19 protein-coding genes are annotated in these 21373 nt (G+C 56.1%); 14 read left to right on the top strand and 5 right to left on the bottom strand.

The annotated features are described in order from the left end of the window. Nucleotides 1-16: 16 nt before the first annotated feature. From folC to hisP, 9 genes are all read left to right on the top strand, one after another. Nucleotides 17-1282, top strand: a complete 1266-nt coding sequence (gene folC, locus K5Y33_RS09100) for a bifunctional tetrahydrofolate synthase/dihydrofolate synthase (protein WP_222233743.1) — start codon at nucleotides 17-19, stop codon at nucleotides 1280-1282. Next, a complete protein-coding gene (gene dedD / locus K5Y33_RS09095; protein ID WP_222233742.1) occupies nucleotides 1272-2021 on the top strand; it encodes a cell division protein DedD in 750 nt (249 codons plus the stop codon). The genes folC and dedD overlap by 11 nt, the downstream gene beginning before the upstream one ends. Before the next feature lie 250 nt (nucleotides 2022-2271). After that, on the top strand, nucleotides 2272-2757 hold the full coding sequence (cvpA, locus tag K5Y33_RS09090) for a colicin V production protein (RefSeq protein WP_064739347.1): 486 nt from the start codon (nucleotides 2272-2274) through the stop codon (nucleotides 2755-2757). 36 nt (nucleotides 2758-2793) lie between these two features. Next, nucleotides 2794-4311 carry an amidophosphoribosyltransferase gene (purF, locus tag K5Y33_RS09085; RefSeq protein ID WP_101763639.1) on the top strand — a complete coding sequence of 506 codons (1518 nt, stop codon included), beginning with the start codon at nucleotides 2794-2796 and terminating at the stop codon, nucleotides 4309-4311. A 116-nt stretch (nucleotides 4312-4427) separates the two neighbouring features. Beyond that, the gene (locus tag K5Y33_RS09080) at nucleotides 4428-4997 is read left to right on the top strand and encodes a UbiX family flavin prenyltransferase (RefSeq protein ID WP_222233741.1); all 570 of its coding nucleotides are present in this window, start codon (nucleotides 4428-4430) and stop codon (nucleotides 4995-4997) included. A gap of 278 nt (nucleotides 4998-5275) precedes the next feature. Beyond that, nucleotides 5276-6058, top strand: coding sequence for a lysine/arginine/ornithine ABC transporter substrate-binding protein ArgT (argT, locus tag K5Y33_RS09075; protein ID WP_101763640.1), 783 nt, complete (start codon nucleotides 5276-5278; stop codon nucleotides 6056-6058). A gap of 194 nt (nucleotides 6059-6252) precedes the next feature. After that, nucleotides 6253-6939 (top strand): histidine ABC transporter permease HisQ, encoded by a 687-nt coding sequence (locus tag K5Y33_RS09070; RefSeq protein ID WP_008105192.1) that lies wholly within the window; start codon nucleotides 6253-6255, stop codon nucleotides 6937-6939. After that, entirely contained in the window at nucleotides 6936-7652 is a 717-nt protein-coding gene (locus K5Y33_RS09065; RefSeq protein ID WP_222233740.1) for an ABC transporter permease, read from the top strand. Before K5Y33_RS09070 ends, K5Y33_RS09065 begins: the two co-directional genes overlap by 4 nt. 8 nt (nucleotides 7653-7660) lie before the next feature. Beyond that, the gene (gene hisP, locus K5Y33_RS09060) at nucleotides 7661-8434 is read left to right on the top strand and encodes a histidine ABC transporter ATP-binding protein HisP (RefSeq protein WP_101763641.1); all 774 of its coding nucleotides are present in this window, start codon (nucleotides 7661-7663) and stop codon (nucleotides 8432-8434) included. A gap of 134 nt (nucleotides 8435-8568) precedes the next feature. Here hisP and K5Y33_RS09055 read toward each other — a convergent pair whose 3' ends face one another. Beyond that, nucleotides 8569-9516, bottom strand: coding sequence for a sugar-binding transcriptional regulator (locus K5Y33_RS09055; protein WP_192233261.1), 948 nt, complete (start codon nucleotides 9514-9516; stop codon nucleotides 8569-8571). A 195-nt stretch (nucleotides 9517-9711) separates the two neighbouring features. On the opposite strand from K5Y33_RS09055, the gene dalD reads away from it, so the two are divergent. From dalD to K5Y33_RS09040, 3 genes are read left to right on the top strand one after another with little or no spacing between them, the layout of a single operon-like run. Further along, on the top strand, nucleotides 9712-11106 hold the full coding sequence (dalD, locus tag K5Y33_RS09050) for a D-arabinitol 4-dehydrogenase (protein WP_222233739.1): 1395 nt from the start codon (nucleotides 9712-9714) through the stop codon (nucleotides 11104-11106). A 10-nt stretch (nucleotides 11107-11116) separates the two neighbouring features. Then, a complete protein-coding gene (gene xylB / locus K5Y33_RS09045; RefSeq protein ID WP_222233738.1) occupies nucleotides 11117-12586 on the top strand; it encodes a xylulokinase in 1470 nt (489 codons plus the stop codon). A 22-nt stretch (nucleotides 12587-12608) separates the two neighbouring features. Further along, on the top strand, nucleotides 12609-13889 hold the full coding sequence (locus K5Y33_RS09040; RefSeq protein WP_222233737.1) for an MFS transporter: 1281 nt from the start codon (nucleotides 12609-12611) through the stop codon (nucleotides 13887-13889). Between the two features lie 32 nt (nucleotides 13890-13921). On the opposite strand, the gene K5Y33_RS09035 is transcribed toward K5Y33_RS09040, so the two are convergent. After that, nucleotides 13922-14815 carry a TIGR01777 family oxidoreductase gene (locus tag K5Y33_RS09035; protein WP_222233736.1) on the bottom strand — a complete coding sequence of 298 codons (894 nt, stop codon included), beginning with the start codon at nucleotides 14813-14815 and terminating at the stop codon, nucleotides 13922-13924. 204 nt (nucleotides 14816-15019) lie between these two features. Here K5Y33_RS09035 and yfcF point away from each other — a divergent pair, with 204 nt between their 5' ends. Both yfcF and yfcD read left to right on the top strand, forming a co-directional pair. Then, nucleotides 15020-15661 carry a glutathione transferase gene (gene yfcF / locus K5Y33_RS09030; RefSeq protein ID WP_222233735.1) on the top strand — a complete coding sequence of 214 codons (642 nt, stop codon included), beginning with the start codon at nucleotides 15020-15022 and terminating at the stop codon, nucleotides 15659-15661. Nucleotides 15662-15772: 111 nt separating this feature from the next. Continuing rightward, nucleotides 15773-16318 carry an NUDIX hydrolase YfcD gene (gene yfcD / locus K5Y33_RS09025; RefSeq protein WP_007889295.1) on the top strand — a complete coding sequence of 182 codons (546 nt, stop codon included), beginning with the start codon at nucleotides 15773-15775 and terminating at the stop codon, nucleotides 16316-16318. Nucleotides 16319-16364: 46 nt separating this feature from the next. On the opposite strand, the gene K5Y33_RS09020 is transcribed toward yfcD, so the two are convergent. The 3 genes from K5Y33_RS09020 to ackA all read right to left on the bottom strand — a co-directional run bounded on the left by K5Y33_RS09020 (nucleotide 16365) and on the right by ackA (nucleotide 21173). Further along, nucleotides 16365-17624, bottom strand: coding sequence for a 4-aminobutyrate--2-oxoglutarate transaminase (locus K5Y33_RS09020; RefSeq protein WP_222233734.1), 1260 nt, complete (start codon nucleotides 17622-17624; stop codon nucleotides 16365-16367). 128 nt (nucleotides 17625-17752) lie between these two features. Next, entirely contained in the window at nucleotides 17753-19897 is a 2145-nt protein-coding gene (pta, locus tag K5Y33_RS09015) for a phosphate acetyltransferase (protein WP_176971183.1), read from the bottom strand. Nucleotides 19898-19970: 73 nt separating this feature from the next. Further along, a complete protein-coding gene (gene ackA / locus K5Y33_RS09010; RefSeq protein ID WP_101763649.1) occupies nucleotides 19971-21173 on the bottom strand; it encodes an acetate kinase in 1203 nt (400 codons plus the stop codon). Nucleotides 21174-21373: the final 200 nt, after the last annotated feature.

The following is a 21373-nucleotide window of genomic DNA, read 5'->3' as shown; positions in this document are numbered from 1 at the left end:
ATTTTGAACGGGACACATGGACAAATCTCTTCCTCAAGCCACGTCGCCTTTGGCCACGTGGCTTCATTATCTTGAGCATCTGCATTCGCAGGCCATTGAACTGGGTCTGGATCGTATTCAACGCGTCGCCGCACGCCTCGACCTGCTCAAACCCGCTCCTTTTGTCTTCACCGTCGCCGGTACCAACGGCAAAGGCACCACCTGCCGCACGCTGGAAACGCTATTGATGGCCGCGGGCTATCGCGTGGGCGTTTACAGCTCGCCACATCTGGTGCGTTACACCGAACGTGTACGTGTGCAGGGCGCTGAACTGGATGAAGCGCAGCACAGCGCCAGTTTTGCCGCGATTGAAGCCGGGCGCGGTGACACTTCACTGACCTATTTTGAGTTCGGCACCTTGTCGGCCTTCAATCTGTTCCGCGCGGCGAATCTCGACGTGGTGATCCTTGAAGTCGGCCTGGGCGGACGTCTTGATGCCACCAATATTGTCGATGCCGACGTGGCAGTGATCACCAGCATCGCGCTCGACCACACCGATTGGCTGGGTCCGGATCGTGAAAGTATCGGTCGGGAAAAAGCCGGCGTGTTCCGCGCAGGTAAACCAGCAATTGTCGGTGAAGCCGATATGCCGGGCACCATCGCCGACGTCGCAGCGGAGAAGGGTGCGGTGTTGCTGCAGCGCAATCGCGACTGGCAGTGGCAGCAAACGGGTACCAGCTGGACGTTGCAGGATGCGCACGGCGAGCTGCGCGATTTACCGCTGCCGCAGGTGCCGTTACCCAATGCCGCCACCGCGCTGACCGCGCTGCGTGCGTCGGGTTTAACGGTAAGCGAAGCGATTATTCGTCAGCATCTGCCGCTGGCGATTTTGCCGGGACGCTTCCAGACCGTCAGCGAAGCGCCGCGCGTCATTCTTGATGTGGCGCACAATCCGCATGCCGCTTATTATCTGGCTTCGCGTCTGGCTGAAGAGCCGCACAGCGGTGAAGTGCATGCGGTGGTCGGCATGCTGCACGACAAAGATATCGCGGGCACGCTGGCGGCGCTGGCACCACAGGTTGATCGCTGGTACTGCGCGCCGCTCGACGGTCCGCGCGGTGCCTCCGCCGATGAGCTGCTGGCTCATCTGGATGGCGGTGTGGCTTACAGCAACGTTGATGCAGCCTGGCAAGCGGCGCGTCAGCAGGCGCGTCCCGAAGATGTGATTCTGGTGTGTGGCTCTTTCCACACCGTAGCGCAGGTTATGGAATCGATGGCAGCGGAGAACGGCAGTGGCAAGTAAGTTCCAAAATCGCTTAGTCGGTACGGTCATTCTGGTGGCGATTGGTGTCATCGTCTTGCCCGGCCTACTGGACGGTAAGAAGAAACATTATAAAGAAGAGTTCGCCGCCATTCCGCTGGTGCCAAAACCGGACGATCAGCAGGATAGCGAAATGGTGCCGCCGGTGACGCAACCTTTACCAGCGCAGCCGCCGGAAGGGGCGGGCGCGGCCCAGAATCAGAACGGTGGTAAAACCGCCACTAACGGCAGCGCGCAGCCCACGCAGAATAGCGAGCCCAGCGTGGTCACGCCGCCGCCGGTGCATCAGCAAGTGCAGCCGAAACCGGTGGAACAGTCGAAGCCAAAAGCGGTCGAGCAGCCGAAACCGAAGCCGGCTGAACAGCCGAAGCCAAAACCGGTGGAGCAACCGAAGCCGAAGCCCGTCGAGCAGCCGAAGCCGGTAGAGCAGCCGAAACCGGTGGAAACGCCGAAGCAGAGCGAACCCGCAGCGCCAGCTGGTCAGGCATTTGTGGTGCAGCTCGGAGCGCTGAAGAATGCGGCGAAAGTGAGCGAGATTGTGGCGCAGCTGCGTCTTTCCGGTTATCGCGCCTTTACCGTGCCGTCTACGCCGGTGCAGGGACAAATCACCCGCATTTACGTCGGTCCGGATGCCAATAAAGCGAAGCTGCAAGGCTCGCTGAGTGAGTTGCAAAGCATCTCCGGCCTCGGTGGCGTGGTGAAACCGTATAGCGCGCGATAACGCGCTGATAAGCCGCGCCAATAGCAGAAAAAGGCGCGGCTTTACAAAATTTTTGTAGCGAAGCGCGACAGGAAAATCATTGAATATCAGTGGATTAAATCACTGATAATACACAGGGCGAGGAAAGTTTTTTTCATCGCCCTTTTTGCGGAAACAGAACCGGAAAACCCTACGCAAACGTTTTCTTTTTCTGTTAGAATGCGCCCCGAACTGGATGCAGGGGTGCGATAGCACTGGGCTGGAAGAGTTCATGATCTGGATTGATTACGTCATTATTGCGGTAGTTGGTTTTTCGGCTCTGGTCAGCCTGATTCGCGGGTTTGTCCGGGAAGCCTTATCTCTCGTTACCTGGGGATGCGCGTTTTTTGTCGCCAGTCATTATTACGCCTACCTTGCAGTCTGGTTTACAGGTTTTGACGACGAACTGGTTCGCAACGGCATCGCTATCGCGGTGTTGTTTGTTGCCACCCTGATTGTGGGTGCCATCGTGAACTATGTGATCGGCTCGCTGGTTGAAAAAACCGGCTTGTCGGGAACCGACAGGGTGTTGGGTGTCTGTTTCGGGGCGTTGCGCGGTGTGCTGATCGTGTCTGCTATGCTGTTCTTTCTCGATACATTCACCGGCTTTTCTAAAAGCCCGGACTGGCAACAGTCGCAACTCATTCCCCAGTTCAGTTACATCATCAGGTGGTTTTTCGATTACCTGAAAAGCACGTCGAGTTTTTTACCCCGGTGACACCATCGGGAGTGCGGCTAATGAGGAAATGACAATATGTGCGGTATTGTTGGTATCACCGGTTTCATGCCAGTAAACCAGTCAATCTATGACGCGTTAACGGTGCTTCAGCACCGCGGGCAGGATGCCGCCGGCATTTGTACCATCGATGCTATTAACTGCTTCCGTTTGCGTAAAGCCAACGGCCTGGTCAGCGATGTGTTCGAAGCGCGCCATATGCAGCGTTTGCAGGGCAACATCGGGATTGGTCATGTGCGCTACCCAACGGCAGGCAGCTCCAGCGCCTCTGAAGCGCAACCTTTCTACGTGAACTCCCCTTATGGCATCACGTTGGCGCATAACGGCAACCTGACCAACGCCCACGAACTGCGTAAACAGCTGTTCGAAACGGGTCGCCGTCACGTTAATACCACCTCAGATTCCGAAATCCTGCTGAACATCTTCGCGCAGGAGCTGGACCGTTTTCAGCACTATCCGCTGGAAGCTGACAACATTTTTGCTGCGGTGGCGGCTGTGCATCAGCAGGTGCGCGGCGCTTACGCAGTGGTTTCAATGATTATCGGACACGGGATGGTCGCCTTCCGCGATCCTAACGGTATTCGTCCGCTGGTGCTGGGCAAGCGCGTTATCGCCGATGGCCGCACCGAATACATGGTGGCGTCAGAGAGCGTCGCGCTGGATACGCTGGGCTTCGAGTTCATTCGTGACGTAGCGCCTGGCGAAGCCGTATACATCACCGAGCAGGGCCAGCTCTCTACGCGTCAATGCGCTGAGAACCCGAAAACCAATCCGTGCCTGTTTGAATACGTCTACTTTGCGCGCCCGGACTCGTTCCTCGACAAAATCTCGGTGTACAGCGCACGCGTGCGTATGGGCACCAAGTTGGGTAACAAAATTGCCCGCGAGTGGGAAGATCTGGATATCGATGTGGTGATTCCGATTCCGGAAACCTCAACCGATATCGCGCTGGAAATCGCACGTATCCTCGACAAGCCATATCGTCAGGGCTTCGTGAAGAACCGCTACGTTGGCCGTACCTTTATCATGCCCGGCCAGCAGCAGCGCCGCAGCGCCGTTCGCCGCAAGCTGAACGCCAACCGTGCTGAGTTCCGTGATAAGAATGTGTTGCTGGTGGATGACTCCATCGTACGCGGCACCACATCCGAGCAGATCATTGAAATGGCACGTGAAGCGGGCGCGAAAAAAGTCTATCTCGCCTCGGCGGCACCAGAAATCCGTTTCCCGAACGTCTATGGCATTGATATGCCAAGCGCTACCGAACTGATTGCGCATGGCCGTGAAGTGAATGAGATCTGCCAGCTGATTAAAGCGGATGCGTTAATTTTCCAGGATCTCAACGACCTGATTGAAGCGGTGCGTGAAGAGAACCCGGATATCGCCAACTTTGAGTGCTCGGTATTCAACGGCATCTACGTCACCAAAGATGTCGATCAACAGTACCTTGAGTATCTGCAGTCGCTGCGTAATGACGATTCCAAAGCCATCGCGCGTCAGACAGAAGTGGAAGGTCTGGAGCTGCACAACGAAGGCTAAGCCAGAGGTTATGGCAGAGTAAAAGCAGGGCGGGCGCAATCCCGCCCTGTTTGTTTTTGTATTTTTGTTCAGTGAGCCGCTATCATTGCCGCAATCTGAACCTGCAAGGCTGAATTATGAAACGACTGATCATTGGTATTTCCGGCGCCAGCGGCGCGATCTACGGCGTGCGCATGTTGCAAGTGCTGCAACCGCTGGCGGAGGTGGAAACCCATTTGGTGATCAGCCCCGCCGCGCGGCAAACGCTGGCGCTGGAGACCGATTTCAGCCTGCGCGAGGTGCAAGCGATGGCCGATGTGGTGCATGACGTGCGCGACATCGCCGCCAGCATCTCATCCGGATCCTACAAAACGCTCGGCATGGCGATCGCGCCGTGCTCGATGAAAACCCTGTCGGGGATCGTGCACAGCTACAGCGATAGCCTGCTAACCCGCGCGGCGGATGTAGTGCTGAAAGAGCAGCGTAAGCTGGTGCTGTGCGTACGCGAAACGCCGCTGCATTTGGGACATCTGCGGATGATGACTACCGCGGCAGAGTTGGGCGCGCTGATCATGCCGCCGGTGCCAGCGTTCTATCATCGTCCGCAATCGATCAGCGATTTAGTCGATCAAACGGTGAATCGTGTGCTCGATCAGTTCGATATTGAGCTGCCAGAAGATCTTTTCACTCGCTGGAGTGGCGCATAATGGTGCATTAATGCACTGCTCGTGTGCAAATTCGCGTGTGCGATCACTCTTCGTGCATCTTGTGCACCAAAAGTTAACAATGTCGCTTTTTCTTCCTGACACCGCTGTTATATTTCCCTCACAAACTAAGTGCTTGCGCCGCTAACCGGCGCAGTATTTAGCGCGCTTGCGCAGCGTTTAGCCAATTCGCACAACTGGCATGAAACGTGCACAGCTTACAGCGCAAACCAACACATCACGCACCACATAACAATAAGCACTTCACTTGAGGGTTACCTATGAAAAAGCGAGTTCTGGCTCTTTCTCTGATGCTGACAATGGTAAGTAGCGCGAGCGTCTTCGCCGCTGTACCGCAGTCGCTGCGCATCGGAACTGACCCGACTTATCCGCCATTCGAATCCAAGAACGCGCAAGGTCAGCTGGTGGGCTTTGATATCGATCTGGCGAACGAAATTTGTAAACGTATCAAGACTAAATGTACTTATGTGGAAAGTGATTTCGATGCGCTGATCCCGTCGCTGAAAGCGAAAAAGATCGACGCCATCATCTCTTCTCTGTCAATTACCGAAAAGCGTCAGGAAGAGATCAACTTCTCTGAAAAACTGTATGCGGCGAACGCGCGCTTAGTGGCACCGAAAGGTTCTACGCTGCAACCGACCATTGAATCCCTGAAAGGGAAAAACATCGGTCTGCTGCAGGGCACCACTCAGGAAACCTATGCAAAAGAGTACTGGCAGCCAAAAGGTGTCACCGTTACGCCTTACGCTAACCAGGATCTGGTGTATCAGGATCTGAATGCCGGTCGTATTGATGCCGCGTTCCAGGACGAAGTGCAGGCGAGCGAAGGTTTCCTGAAGCAGCCTGTTGGCGCTAAATATGCGTTTGCCGGCCCGGCAGTGAAAGACGACAAGATCTTTGGCGTCGGTACCGGTATGGGCTTGCGTAAAGATGATGCCGATCTGAAGGCCGCTATCGATAAAGCTTTTGTTGAGATGCGTAAAGACGGCACTTACGACAAGATTGCTAAGAAGTACTTTGATTTCAACGTGTACGGCGATTAATTATCCTGTTTCCTAATCCTGGTCTGTGAAAGGCAGGAAGGTTGCACATAAGTATTCACTCCGGGCGCTTACCTATGTAAACTGCCCGGCTTCATACGCTTGCCGCCATCCATCCTGCGATTCAAATTCCCTGGTTAGGACTGTCCGTCAGTTGGGCAGCGTTTGTAACTTACCCTCACGACAGGATTGAACCCATGTTGTATGGCTATTCCGAAGTAATCCTCAAGGGCACCCTTGTGACGCTGGAGCTGGCGCTCAGTTCCGTGTTGCTGGCGGTGGTGCTCGGCTTGATTGGCGCTGGCGCCAAACTTTCCCGCAGTCGCCCGCTGGCGATGTTGTTTGAAGGCTACACCACCTTAATCCGCGGTGTGCCCGATTTGGTGTTGATGCTGCTGATCTTCTACGGTCTGCAGATCGCCTTGAATACCCTCACTGATGCGCTGGGACTGGCGCAATTTGATATCGACCCGATGGTCGCCGGTATCATCACGCTCGGCTTTATCTACGGCGCCTACTTCACTGAAACCTTCCGTGGTGCGTTCCTCGCGGTGCCAAAAGGGCAGATCGAAGCGGCAACCGCCTTCGGTTTCACCGGCTCGCAAACCTTCCGTCGCATTCTGTTCCCGGCCATGATGCGCTTTGCGCTGCCGGGCATCGGCAACAACTGGCAGGTTATTCTCAAGGCCACGGCGCTGGTTTCGCTGCTGGGGCTGGAAGATGTGGTGAAAGCCACGCAGCTGGCAGGTAAAAGTACCTGGCAGCCGTTCTACTTCGCCATTGTGGCAGGTGTGATTTATCTGGTGTTTACCACGCTGTCGAATGGCGTGCTGTGGTGGCTTGAACGTCGCTACACGGTGGGTGTGAAAAGGGCAGAGCTATGATTGAGATTATTCAGGAGTATTGGAAACAGCTGCTCTGGACCGATGGTTACCGTTTTACCGGCATCGCGATTACGCTGTGGTTATTGATCATCTCGGTGGTGATCGGCGGTTCGCTCGCGGTGCTGCTGGCGATTGCGCGCGTCTCCGCTAACCGCTTTATCTCCACGCCGGTTTGGCTGTTCACCTATGTGTTTCGCGGCACGCCACTGTATGTGCAGCTGCTGGTGTTCTACTCCGGCATGTACACGCTGGAAGTGGTGAAGGGCACCGAGCTGCTGAACGCCTTCTTCCGCAGTGGATTGAACTGTACGCTGCTGGCGTTCACGCTGAACACCTGCGCCTATACCACCGAAATCTTTGCCGGTGCGATTCGTTCGGTGCCGCACGGTGAAATCGAAGCGGCGCGCGCCTATGGCTTCTCGCCGTTTAAATTGTATCGCTGCATCATTCTGCCTTCGGCACTGCGCACCGCGCTGCCGGCGTACAGCAATGAAGTGATCCTGATGCTGCACTCCACCGCGCTGGCGTTTACCGCGACGGTGCCGGATCTGTTAAAAATCGCGCGCGATATCAACTCGGCCACCTATCAGCCGTTTACCGCGTTTGGCATCGCTGCGGTGCTGTATCTGATTATCTCTTACGGGCTGATTAGCTTGTTCCGCAAAGCTGAACAACGCTTCCTGGCGCACGTAAAACCTTCTTCATCGCATTGAGTATCACTATGGCTGACAATAAATTAAGCGTTACCGAACTGCACAAACGTTACGGTGAACATGAAGTTCTGAAAGGCGTATCGCTGCAGGCAAATGCCGGCGATGTGATCAGCATTATTGGCTCGTCCGGTTCCGGGAAAAGTACCTTTTTACGCTGCATTAACTTCCTCGAGAAACCGAGCGAAGGCACCATTGCGGTCAACAACCAGCAGATCAATCTGGTGCGCGACACCGATGGTCAACTGAAAGTCGCGAACAAAGAGCAGCTGCGTATGCTGCGCACGCGCCTGACCATGGTGTTTCAGCACTTCAACCTGTGGAGCCACATGACGGTGCTGGACAACGTTACCGAAGCGCCGATTCAGGTGCTGGGGCTGAGCAAGGCGGAAGCGCGTGAGCGAGCGATCAAGTATCTGGATAAAGTCGGCATTGATGCGCGTGCGCGTGCCAAATATCCGGTGCACCTTTCCGGTGGTCAGCAGCAGCGCGTGTCAATTGCGCGGGCATTGGCGATGGAGCCCGAAGTGTTACTGTTTGACGAACCCACTTCTGCGCTCGATCCGGAACTGGTCGGCGAAGTGCTGCGCATCATGCAGAAACTGGCGGAAGAGGGCAAAACTATGGTGGTAGTGACGCATGAGATGGAGTTTGCTCGTCACGTCTCTAATCATGTGATCTTCCTGCATCAGGGCAAAATTGAAGAGCAGGGCACGCCGGATGAGCTGTTCGGCAATCCAAAAAGCCCACGTTTGCAGCAGTTTTTGAAGGGATCGTTGAAGTAGTTTTGTGCCCGCTGTCCCCCTCCTCGGTCCTCCCCCATAAATGGGGGAGGAAGATGCTGCTATCTGTGGGTGTTGAAGTGGCATTTGGCAGCATCTCCTTCCCCCGCGGGCGGGGGAAGGCCAGCAAGCACCCTCTACCCCCGCAACAACTTCAGCGCGGTATCCTCATCGGTCACCAGACCTGACACCCAGCCGCCCTGCAACGCCGCGCGAATCGCCGGATATTTACGCTCGCTGCCGGCAAAGCCAATAATCTGGCGTTGCGTCTGGCTCTCCAGCAACACGCTGGTGAGCAGTTCATCGGTTTCACCCCACACGCGTTCACCTTGCTGATTGAAAAAGTGCCCGAGCATTTCGCCCACTACGCCGCGCGCGTTGAGCGCAGCCACTTGCGCATCGGTGATAAAGCCTTCGGCATGCAGCGGGCAGCCGGGCTGCACTTCGCCGATGCCAACGAAGGCCACATTCGCCTGTAAGGCGCGTAACGTCACGCGCTGATAAACCTGATGCTGAATCCACATCTCTTTATCTTCGGGCGTATCCGCATACAGCGGCGCAGGAATGAAGAAATACTTGCCCTGCATCTTCTCCGCCATCTTCAGCGGCACGTCGTAGCGCGTACCCGAGTCGTCCCGCGCAATCGCGCCAATCATCGAAACGCACTGATGCTGCGGTCGCTCAACCCAGGGCAGCGCATCAATCATCGAGCGCAGCGTCTTACCGGAACCAATGCCAAATACCTGCGGCTGCTCCTCGCTGATGTATTGCGCCATCACCGCCGCGCCTTCCACTGCCAGCATCTGCTGAATGGCGTCATCATCCAGATTGGCGGATGGCACCACACGGCACAGTTGCAGGCCAAATTTCTCCTGAACGTCGCGCGCCAGATGCAAGCAATGGGTAACCGGATGATCAATCTTTACGCTTACCATGCCCATTTCACGCGCGCTGGAGACCAATCGCTGCGCCACCTGACGTGACAATCCTAACGCGCGCGCAATCTCTTGCTGCGTCACGCCCGCCACGTAATACATCCAGGCCGCACGTGCTGCCAGTTCTTGTTTTTTCTCTTCTCTGCTCATCGCGCTGTTCCGTCAAAACCGGTGCGCCATGTTAACGCGAGATGCCGATGAAGTGTTAACTGAGCAAAAGCCCTAAAAAAGAGCAAACGTATTAATTGTGATTGAGCTCGCAGAACAAGGCTGCTCGCTCGCACTATGCTACGCCTCATCGGGCAAATGCCCTTAATCGTGGCAAATGTTTATTTTGAGGCGACTATGACCAATCAATCAGTGTGGATGCATATCGGCGCAGGCTCTTTTCACCGCGCTCATCAGGCGTGGTATCTGCATAAACTACGCGAGCAGGGCGATGACAGCTGGAGCATTGCCCTCGGCAATATCCGCAATGATGCCGCGCCGTTGCTAAAGCAACTCGCTGCGCAAGAGGGCGAATATGTGCTGGAAACCGTTACACCCGATGGCGAACGCGCCTACGAAACCATCACGTCACTGCGCAAAATCCTGCCGTGGGATAGCGACATCAGCGCGCTGGTGGAGCAGGGAGCGAAAAGTGAAACCCGCGTGATAGGTTTTACCGTCACCGAAGCCGGTTACTATTTGACACCGGAATTCGAACTGGACCTGACGCAGCCGGATGTGCAGGCCGATGTGAAAGGCGACATCCGCACGATTTATGGCGCGCTGGCACGCATCCTCACGCAGCGCGTGGCCAACGGTGGCGCGCCCGTTACGCTGCTCAACTGCGATAACCTGCGCCACAACGGCGAACGTTTCCGTCACGGCTTCCTCGCGTTTCTTACCGCCAAAGGTGACAACGCCTTAGCGAATTGGGTGCGCGAAAATACCACCTCGCCTAACACCATGGTGGATCGCATTACGCCGCGTCCAACGTCAGATGTGGCTGAGCGCGTTAAAGCCGCTACGGGTAAAGAGGATGGTGCATCGGTGATGGCCGAATCCTTTATTCAATGGGTGATTGAAGATGACTTCATTGCCGGTCGGCCGGCGCTGGAGAAGGTTGGCGTTGAGCTGGTGGAATCGGTATTGCCGTGGGAAGAGGCGAAAATCCGCATCCTTAACGCCACGCATGCGGCGATTGCCTGGGCAGGCACGCTGATTGGCCTCAATTACATTGATGACAGCACGCGTCAGCCGGCGATTTACCAACTGGCCTATGACTACGTGACCCAGGATGTGATGCCATCGCTGTCGCCGAGCCCGCTGGATTTAGCCGATTATCGCGATGTGGTTCTGGCGCGTTTTAGCAATCCCTACATTAAAGACACCAATCAACGTGTTGGCGCGGACGGTTTGTCGAAAATCCCCGGCATGGTGACGCCAACACTGCGCGAATGCTATCAGCGTGGCGCAGAACCGGCGGCCACCGCCGTGCTGCCTGCACTGTTCTTCCTGTTCCTGCAGCGCTGGGCCAGTGATGATTTGCCTTACACCTATCAGGATGGCGTGCTGCAAGCCGATGCGCTGCGCCAGCAGTTTAGCCGCTCCGATGCACTGAACGCTTTCCTCAGCGATAGCGCGCTATTTGGCGAACTGGCACAGGACAAGACGTTTCATGCGCTGGTGACGCGCAGCGTGGCGGATCTGCAACTGTGGCTGAAACAGCCAGAACGCATGCTGGCTGCGGTGTAAGGAGCGCGTTATGTATCTTGGGATTGATATTGGCACCTCCGAGCTCAAAGCGCTGATCATCAATGCGCAGGGTGAGATCATTGCCTCGAATCACGCCACGCTCAACGTGCAGCGCCCGCATGCGCACTGGGCAGAACAGGATCCCGAGCGCTGGTGGCAAGCGTGCGGTGATGTCCTTGCTGGATTGCGCCAGCAGGACGCGCTGGCCTGGAGCGAGATTCGCGCGATGGGTTTGTCCGGGCAGATGCACGGCGCGGTGCTGCTGGATGCGCAGGGTAAGGTGCTGCGCCCGTGCATTCTGTGGAATGACACACGCAGCGCGCCGCAATGTGCCGCGCTCAGTGCCCAACATCCGGAAATGATGCAGCTCAGCGGCAATATGATTATGCCGGGCTTCACTGCACCTAAACTGCGTTGGGTGGCAGAACATGAGCCTGAGATTTTCCGTCGCATCGATAAAGTGCTGCTGCCGAAAGATTACCTACGCTGGCGTTTAACCGGACAATTTATCAGTGAACCTTCAGACGCGGCAGGCACGTTGTGGCTCGATGTGGCTCAGCGCGACTGGTCCGACGAACTGTTAGCCATCACCGGTCTCACGCGCGCCAATATGCCGGCGCTGGTGGAAGGCAGCGCAGTGAGCGCCCCATTGAAAGCCGAACTGGCAAGTGAATGGGGCTTGTCGGCCGCGGTCTGCGTGGCGGGCGGCGGTGGCGACAATGCCGCATCGGCGGTTGGTGTCGGCGCGGTTAATCCGGGTGATGCTTTTATCTCGCTGGGTACCTCCGGCGTAATTTTTGTCGTCAACGATCGTTTGCTGGCCGATCCGCAATCGGGCGTACACGCCTTTTGTCACGCCTTGCCCGGACGCTGGCACCAGATGAGTGTGATGCTCAGCGCCGCCAGCTGCCTGCGCTGGCTGTGTAATCTGCTTTCCGTTACCGAAAGCCAACTGATGGAAGAGATGGCACAGCTCAGTGAAGAGCAGCGGCGTCATGCCCCGGTTTTCCTGCCCTATCTTTCCGGTGAACGCACGCCACACAACGATCCTGACGCCTCCGGTTCTTTCTTCAATCTGCGCCACGAAACACCGCGTGCGCTGCTCGGCTATGCAGTAATTGAAGGCGTAGCGTTTGGTCTGGCCGACGGGTTCGCGGTGCTTGGTGATGCGCAGCGCCAGATTCAGCAGTGCAGCCTGACCGGCGGTGGGGCGCGCAGCACGTTGTGGGCGCAGTTGATCGCCGATGTGCTGCAACTGCCGATCGTCACGCATCCCGCCAGCGCGTCCGGTGCATTGGGGGCTGCGCGTCTGGCATGGCTGGCCGCGGGGGGTGTGGAGAGCGAAGTTTGCCTAAAACCGCCGGTGCAGGCGCGATATCAACCAGATGCTGCGCGCGGCAAGGTGCTGCAGCAGCGATTGCAGCTGTTCCGCACGCTCTATGCACAACAGCAGCAGGCGCGAGTGTTGTTGCCTGAATAATTCCAGACAGAGGATGAATGAGATGCAATCGAATGATTACTGGTTTGGCTTACCGAAAAAGATGTTCTGGGGCTTCCTCGCCATCGCTATTTTTATGGCGGGTGACGGCTTTGAAATGGCATTTCTGTCGCGTCACATCACCGATATGGGCTTCACGCCAGCGCAGTCGGCGGTAGTATTTACTTTTTACGGACTGGCGGCAGCGCTAGCGGCGTGGGCATCGGGCGTGGTAGCGGAACTGATTACGCCCCAGCGTGCCATGATGATTGGCTTCGTGCTGTGGATTGTCATGCACACGCTGTTTATGTCGCTGGGACTTGGCATGCGCAACTATCCGCTGATGGTGCTATTTTACGGCATTCGCGGTCTGGCGTATCCGCTATTCATTTACTCATTCATGATGATGCTGGTGCAGGTGCTGCCGCGTGAAAAACTGGCGGCAGCCACCGGTTGGTTCTGGGCAATGTATTCCGTCGGTATCGGTGTGGTCGGCAGCTATTTACCGAGTCTGACCATCCCGATGCTCGGCGAAACCGGTACGCTGTGGCTGGCGATTATTTGGGTTGCCTGTGGTGGCGTGCTGGCCTATTTCAGCTTGCGCCATGTGCCGGTTGATCGTTCGCGCGTCAATTTGCCGATGCGCGATAAAATGACCGAAATGTCGCGGGCGGTAACTATTCTGTTTACCAACCAGCACGTGTTTTATGCCTGCCTGATTCGCATCATTAACACGCTGTCGCTGTTTGGTTTCGCCATTATCATGCCGCTGCTGTTCGTTGATCGCCTTGGTTTTACCATTTCAGAATGGCTGCAAATCTGGGCGGTGTTCTTCTTCGTTACCATTTTTACCAACATCTTCTGGGGCATTACCGGTGAGAAACTGGGTTGGATCCGTCAGGTGCGCTGGTTTGGCTGTCTCGGTATGGCCATCTCCAGTCTGACGTTTTACTACCTGCCGCTGTATGCCGGACATAACTTCTGGGTGGCGCTGATTCCGGCGGTGATGTTAGGAATTTTTGTCGCCGCCTTCGTGCCGATGACCGCTGTGTTTCCGACACTGGAGCCGCATCACAAAGGCGCCGCCGTGTCGATTTATAACCTGTCGGCCGGACTGAGTAATTTTGTCGCGCCCGCGATTGCGTCGGTGTTGCTGCCATTTTTCGATATCGTCGGCGTGGTGTGGGCGTATACCGCGCTGTACGTGTTTGCTGGCGTGCTGACCTTTATCATCCGCGTGCCGCAGCCGGGTCATACGCATGAACCGGCGGCAGTGAAATCACGCGTGGCGCAGCAAAGGAGTTAATCTGTGATAGGCGGGCGCCATTAATGGCGCCCCTACACGACATCCCGCAACGCTTCCTCCAAATCGTACCAGCGAAAACCAAAGCCTGACTCTTCCAGGCGCTTCGGCAACACATGTTGGCCGCCGAGCACCAGTACCGCTGATTCGCCCATCATCAGCTTGATGGCGCTGGCGGGCGTGCGCATAAAGGCTGGGCGATGCATCACATGGCCGAGCGTGGCGGCGAACTGCTCATTGCGCACCGCATAGGGCGCAACCATGTTGAACGGGCCGCGCAGTGCAGAGTGATCGATTAACCACAGCAGCGCGTTAACCAAATCGTCGATGTGAATCCACGGTAAATACTGTTTGCCGCTACCAATCGGACCGCCTACGCCAAGCTTAAACGGCAGTTTCATCTTCGATAACGCGCCGCCTTCTTTCGCCAGCACCACGCCGGTGCGCAGCAAACAGACGCGCGTGCGATCGCTCTGTGCAGTTAGCGCCAATTGCTCCCAACGTGCGCACAGCGCATGGGTAAACTCGTCGTGCCCCGGATCCTCTTCGGTCAGCACCAGATCGCCGGTATCGCCATAAAAGCCGGTAGCCGAGCCGGAAATCAAAAATTGCGGGGGATTGCTGCTGGCGTGAATCAGCGACACCAGCTGCTCGGTAATCTGCCAGCGGCTTTCGCACAGCCGCTGCTTCTGCTGTTCGGTCCAGCGTTTATCGGCGATCGGTTCGCCCGCGAGATTAATGACGCCATCAATGCCGTTTAAATCGGTTTGCTGATTGATGCCGGACCACAGCGCCACGCTGGCGTCGAGTTTCTCGCGTGCGGCGGCGACATCGCGCGTCACGACGCTCACCTGATGGCCAAGCTGCAACAGACGCGGAATCAGATGGCGGCCAATCAGGCCGGTGCCGCCGGTGATCAGTAAATGCATGTTGAGCCTCCTTGTCATTTTTTATCTGCTCAGATTGAGCATAGAAGAGAAGCGTGCGCGCGGCGTGACTCGGCTTACGCTTATGAAGAAAAAGGAAAAGTCAGCGCTGGTCTTAGCCGCTAAAGATCCGACCAGCGCACCATTGCCTTAATAAATAAAAATCGGTAAACATGATGCACACCTGACGCTTTTCTGAGGCAGCCAATGAATTATCCAACCATTACTTTGTGGTCAGATTCTTGCTTTTTCAGCCCTTACGCCATGTCGGTTTATGTTGCGCTCACCGAGAAGGGCATTCCCTTCACCCTTAAGCGCGTCGATTTATCGCAGAATGCGCAGTGGGATGAGGAATACCGCGCGCTGTCGCTGACCTGCCGCGTGCCGACGCTGCAAATCGATGATGTGCTGCTGACGGAATCTTCCGCCATTGCTGAGTACCTGGAAGAGCGTTTTCCGGCGCCAGAGTTCGAGCGGCTCTATCCGCGCGATCGTGAGAAACGGGCGCATGCGCGCGAAGTGCAGGCATGGCTGCGCAGCGACTTAATGGCGCTGCGCTCTGAGCGTCCAACCGAAGTGCTGTTCGCCGGCGAACGCTTTGCGCCGCTTACGCCGGCGGGTGAGCAAGCCGCCAGTAAACTCATTGCTGCGGTGCAGCGCCTTTTGCCTGATGGACAGCAAAATCTGTTTGGCGAATGGTCGATTGCGGATATCGATTTAGCCGTGATGATTAATCGCCTGGCGCTGCACGGCGATGCGCTGCCGGTGAAGCTGCAACACTATGCGGAGTTCCAGTGGCAGCGTGCTTCGGTGCAACTCTGGTTAGCGGAATCGGGTAAAACACGCTGAGCACGATGCGCCTTGCGATGGCGAAAAGAACGCTTTACCTTACCGCTCATTCTAATAAAGCATGGCAAACAGGCGCGTGCTGGGCACGCCGAAAACAGAAAAGGGTTACGGATGGTGGATCAAACGGCAGGTGACGGTATCGAGTGGGTTGATATCGTTAACGAAGAGAACGAAGTCATTGCGCAGGCCAGCCGTGCGCAGATGCGTGCGCAGTGTCTGCGTCATCGCGCTACCTATATTGTGGTGCACGATGGTATGGGCAAAATTCTGGTGCAGCGTCGTACTGAAATCAAAGACTTCATGCCGGGTATGCTGGACGCCACTGCCGGTGGCGTGGTGCAGAGTGGGGAAGACCTGCTGGAATCGGCGCGTCGTGAAGCGGAAGAGGAATTGGGTATCGCGGCCGTTCCATTCGCCGAACACGGCCAGTTCTATTTTGAAGATCAGCATTGCCGCGTATGGGGCGGGCTGTTCAGCTGCGTTTCCCATGGCCCGTTTGCCATGCAGGAAGAGGAAGTGGATGAGATCTTCTGGATGACGCCGGAAGAGATCACCGCGCGCTGTGACGAGTTCACCGATGATTCGCTTAAGGCGCTGTCGCTGTGGCTGAGCCGAAACAGTGATGCTGCACGTCGTAAACAGAGCAGCGAAGCGTAATCTTGCCGTAAGGTCGCCATTTTTGGCGACCTTATACACATCATTGTTAATGTTCCCGCAGAATCCCCGCCAACAGTGCCAACGCATCCTCGAACTGCGCATCGGGAATAGTCAGCGGATAGAGGAAGCGGATCACGTTGCCGTACACTCCACAGGTTAGCAGAATCAAACCTTTTTCCAGCGCCTGCTGCTGAATAGCTTTGGCAATCTCCGCCGACGGCTTGCCCGCCGCATCATTGAATTCCGCCGCCATCATTGAGCCATAACCACGAATTTCCGCCAGCGCTTTACAATCTGCTTGTTGCAACGTCTGTTTTAATCGGCTGCCAAGCTGGTTGGCGCGGCTGCACAGCGCCTCTTCTTCGATAATGTCTAACACCGCCAGCGCCGCTGCAATCGCCGGTGGACTGCCAGCATAGGTTCCGCCCAGGCCACCGGGTTCTGGCGCATCCATGACTTCCGCGCGTCCCGATACCGCCGAGAGCGGGAAACCACCGGCCAGACTTTTCGCCATGGTGATGATATCGGGCTGCACGGCGTAATAGTCGCTGGCGAACAGCTTGCCGGTGCGCGCAAAACCGCTCTGGATCTCATCGGCGATCAGCAGTATGCCGTGGCGATCGCACAACTCCCGCAGCGCAACGACAAACTCTGGCGGCGCATCGTAGAAACCGCCTTCGCCCTGAACCGGTTCAAAGATAATGGCTGCCACCTGCTGCGGGCTGATATCGCTGCGGAAAATCGCTTCCAGGCTGTCGAGCGCATCGCTCACGCTGACCTTGTGCAGCGCGTTGGGATAGCGCGCGTGAAACACCGGGCTGGCGAAGGGGCCGAAGCCGGTTTTATACGGCACCACTTTCCCGGTCAGCGACATTGTCATATTGGTGCGGCCATGAAACGCGCCGGTGAAGGCGATGATGCCGGGCCGACCGGTGGCCGCACGCGCGATTTTGACCGCGTTTTCGACCGCTTCTGCACCGGTTGAGAAAAAGGTGGTTTTCACCGCCCCGCTAATCGGCACCAGCGCATTTAGTCGCTCAGCGAGATGAATGTAGTTCTCATAAGGGATGATTTGAAATGCGGTATGGGTAAAGCATTCAAGCTGCTGTTGCACCGCAGCCATCACTTTTGGGTGACGATGCCCGGTGTTAAGCACCGCGATGCCTGCGGCAAAATCGGTGTATTCGCGGCCATGCTGATCCCAAACCGTGGCATTCTCGGCTCTAACCGCATAGAAATCACACATCACACCCACGCCGCGCGGCGTGGCTTGTAAACGACGGCGGTGCACATCACTGTTGCTCATTATTCACCTCGCAATTAGCGGCAGACTTCAATCAGTGTTAGCGCAGCGCAGAGTTTATGCCAGTGAAGTGCGGAGCAAAAAAAAGCACGCACCGAAGTGCATGCTTTTTTGGCGGGCGGGGAAGGGGATTAGCCTTCGGCCTGCTGCGATTGAATCGCCGTCAATGCGATGGTGTAGACGATATCATCCACCAGTGCGCCGCGCGACAGGTCGTTCACCGGCTTACGCATGCCTTGCAGCATCGGTCCGATGGAGATCAGATCGGCAGAACGCTGTACCGCTTTGTAGGTGGTGTTACCGGTGTTCAGATCCGGGAAGATGAACACGGTAGCGCGGCCGGCAACCGCAGAGTTTGGCGCTTTGGATTTGGCGACGTCTTCCATAATCGCGGCGTCGTACTGCAGCGGACCATCGATCACCAGATCCGGGCGTTTTTCCTGCGCGATGCGCGTGGCTTCACGCACTTTCTCTACGTCGCTACCGGCACCGGAGTTACCGGTTGAGTAGGAGATCATCGCGACGCGTGGATCGATACCGAAGGCTTTAGCTGAGTCGGCAGACTGAATCGCGATCTCTGCCAGCTGTTCTGGATTGGGATCCGGGTTGATGGCGCAGTCGCCATACACCAGAACCTGCTCCGGCAGCAGCATGAAGAACACCGACGACACCAGCGAGCTGTTTGGCGCGGTTTTGATCAGCTGCAGCGGTGGACGAATGGTATTCGCAGTGGTGTGAACCGCGCCGGAGACCAGACCGTCAACTTCGCCGCTCTCCAGCATCATGGTGCCGAGCACCACATTGTCTTCCAGCTGCTCCTGCGCCACCACTTCGGTCATGCCTTTGCTCTTACGCAGCTCAACCAAACGTGGCACGTAGTTTTCACGTACCACTTCTGGATCCACGATCACGATGCCTGTGCCAAGTTCAACACCCTGCGCCGCCGCAACACGCTGAATCTCTTCCGGATTGCCGAGCAGCACACAGGTAGCGATGCCGCGTTCGGCGCAAATTGCTGCCGCTTTGACGGTACGCGGCTCGTCGCCTTCTGGCAGCACGATGCGTTTGCCGGCTTTGCGCGCCAGCTCGGTGAGCTGGTAGCGGAATGCCGGTGGAGACAGGCGACGGCTGCGCTCGGACGTGGCGGTCAGCGATTCCACCCAATCTTCATTAATGAAGCTAGCTACGTACTCCTGCACTTTCTCGATGCGCTGCGTATCGTCAGTCGGGACTTCAAGGTTGAAGCTTTGCAGGCTAAGCGACGTCTGCCAGGTGTTGGTTTTCACCATAAACACCGGCAGGCCGGTCTGAAACGCGCGTTCGCACAGGCGTGCGATGGGCGCTTCAATCTGATAGCCACCGGTCAACAGCACTGCACCGATTTCTACGCCGTTCATCGCGGCCAAACAGGCGGCAACCAGTACATCAGGACGATCGGCGGAGGTTACCAGCAGTGAACCCGGACGGAAGTGCTCCAGCATGTGTGGAATGCTACGCGCACAGAAAGTGACAGATTTCACACGGCGCGTCTGGATTTCACCTTCGTTGATGATATCGGCGTTCAGGTGACGGCACATATCGATGGCGCGAGTGGCGATCAGATCAAAGCTCCACGGTACACAACCCAGCACCGGCAGCGGACTGTTGGCAAACAGCTGCTTAGGATCGATGTTGGCGATGCTGGCTTTAGAGGAGTCATCAAAAATTTCTGACAGATCCGGGCGCGTACGACCTTGCTCATCCACCGGCGCATTCAGTTTGTTAATGATCACGCCAGTGATGTTTTTGTTTTTGCTGCCGCCAAAGCTGCTTTGCGTCAGTTCGATACGCTCTTTGAGCTGCGCCGGAGAATCGTTGCCCAGCGCCATGACGAAGACGATTTCGGCGTTCAGGGTTTTAGCGATCTCATAGTTCAGAGCAGATGCGAACTGATGTTTACGCGTGGGGACCAAACCTTCAACCAGCACCACTTCCGCGTCTTTAGCGTTTGCGTGATAGTTGGCAATGATCTCTTCCATCAACACGTCTTGCTGGTTAGATCCAAGCAGCGACTCAACGCGTGACATCTGCAGCGGTTCTGCGGCAGGAATCGCGGAGCTTTTACGGATAATGCTGGTGGTTTGGTCTGGCGCATCGCCACCCGCACGTGGCTGGGCAATTGGCTTGAATACGCTCAGGCGCACGCCTTTGCGCTCCATGGCACGGATCACGCCGAGGCTGACGCTGGTCAGACCGACGCTGGTGCCGGTAGGAATGAGCATAATTGTACGTGACACGATAGAAACCTCTCAGGTGTTGCAGACTGTCTAAAACAACTCCGTCAGCCTAAGCTGACGGAGAGAAGTGTTTTTAAGCGGTGAGACGCGCGGCGTCTTGAGCAATCACCAACTCTTCGTTGGTTGGGATCACCACGGCTGGGCGCGTGCCTTCTTTGTTGATGAAACCCGATTTGCCGAAGCGTGCTGCCAGGTTGCGCTCGTGATCGACTTCGAAGCCGAGCAGACCCAGTTTCTGCAGCGCCAGCTCGCGCACCATCGCCGCGTTTTCACCGATACCACCGGTGAAGACCACGGCGTCCAGACGGCCTTCCATCAGCGCAGTGTAGCTGCCGATGTATTTCGCCAGACGGTGGCAGAACACATCCATCGCACGCTTAGCATCTTCTTTGGTGCTGTAGTTGTCTTCCACATAGCGGCAGTCGCTGGTGACTTCGGTCAGACCTAACAGGCCAGACTCTTTGGTCAGCAGCTTGTTGATGGCATCAACGCTCATGCCCAGGGCATCATGCAGGAAGAAGATAATCGCAGGATCGATGTCGCCACTGCGCGTGCCCATCACCAACCCTTCCAATGGCGTCAGGCCCATTGATGTATCAACACATTGACCATTGCGAATAGCAGAAACGGAACCGCCATTACCCAAGTGGCAGGTGATGACGTTCAGTTCGCTAACGGGCTTGTTCAGCATTTTCGCGGCTTCCTGCGTCACATAGTAGTGGCTGGTGCCGTGTGCGCCGTAGCGACGAACGCCGTGCTCTTTATACAATTTGTACGGCAGAGCATAGAGATAGGACTCTTCCGGCATTGTCTGATGGAATGCGGTGTCAAAAACCGCGACATTTTTATCAGAAAGATGTGGGAAGTTTTTCAGCGCTTCATCTATACCGATCAGATGCGCAGGATTGTGTAGCGGCGCAAAAGAAGAGGCGTCTTTGATGCCCTGAATAACAGATTCGTCGATGATGACTGATTTGGTCAGCTGCTCGCCGCCGTGAACAATACGATGGCCGATTGCAGCGATTTGTGCCGAAAGCTCTGGTTTTTGTGCCAGAATAGTTTTGACCATGAAATTCAGTGCTTCGCTGTGTGCCGCACCCGCGCCAAGCTGAGCTTCTTGTTTGCTGCCGTCCAGTTTCCACTTAATACGTGCTTCCGGTAAATGGAAACATTCAGCCAAACCGGAGAGGTATTCGTCGCCGGTAACAGGGTTAAGGATGGCAAACTTAAGTGAAGAACTGCCGCAGTTCAGAACCAGAACTAACTTCGTCGACATGGAAGTACCTATTTTTGTTAAATAGTGGCTAAAAAAAACGCAATCAGACTAACAGCGTAGCCCATGAAAGCTGGTAGGTTAATGATAAACATCATGTGCTAGTCAAAAATTCAGTGACATGCAAAAAATTTTGGTGATTTTACGCTTATTTTTGATAAGTACTTAGCGAAACATGGCTCTGGCCGCTCTTTTATTGAGCT

This window comes from Pantoea sp. DY-17 (assembly GCF_019795975.1).
GTDB lineage: Bacteria > Pseudomonadota > Gammaproteobacteria > Enterobacterales > Enterobacteriaceae > Pantoea > Pantoea leporis.
Note: the sequence above shows the minus strand (reverse complement) of the source record. Positions and strands in the feature narration are given on the sequence as shown.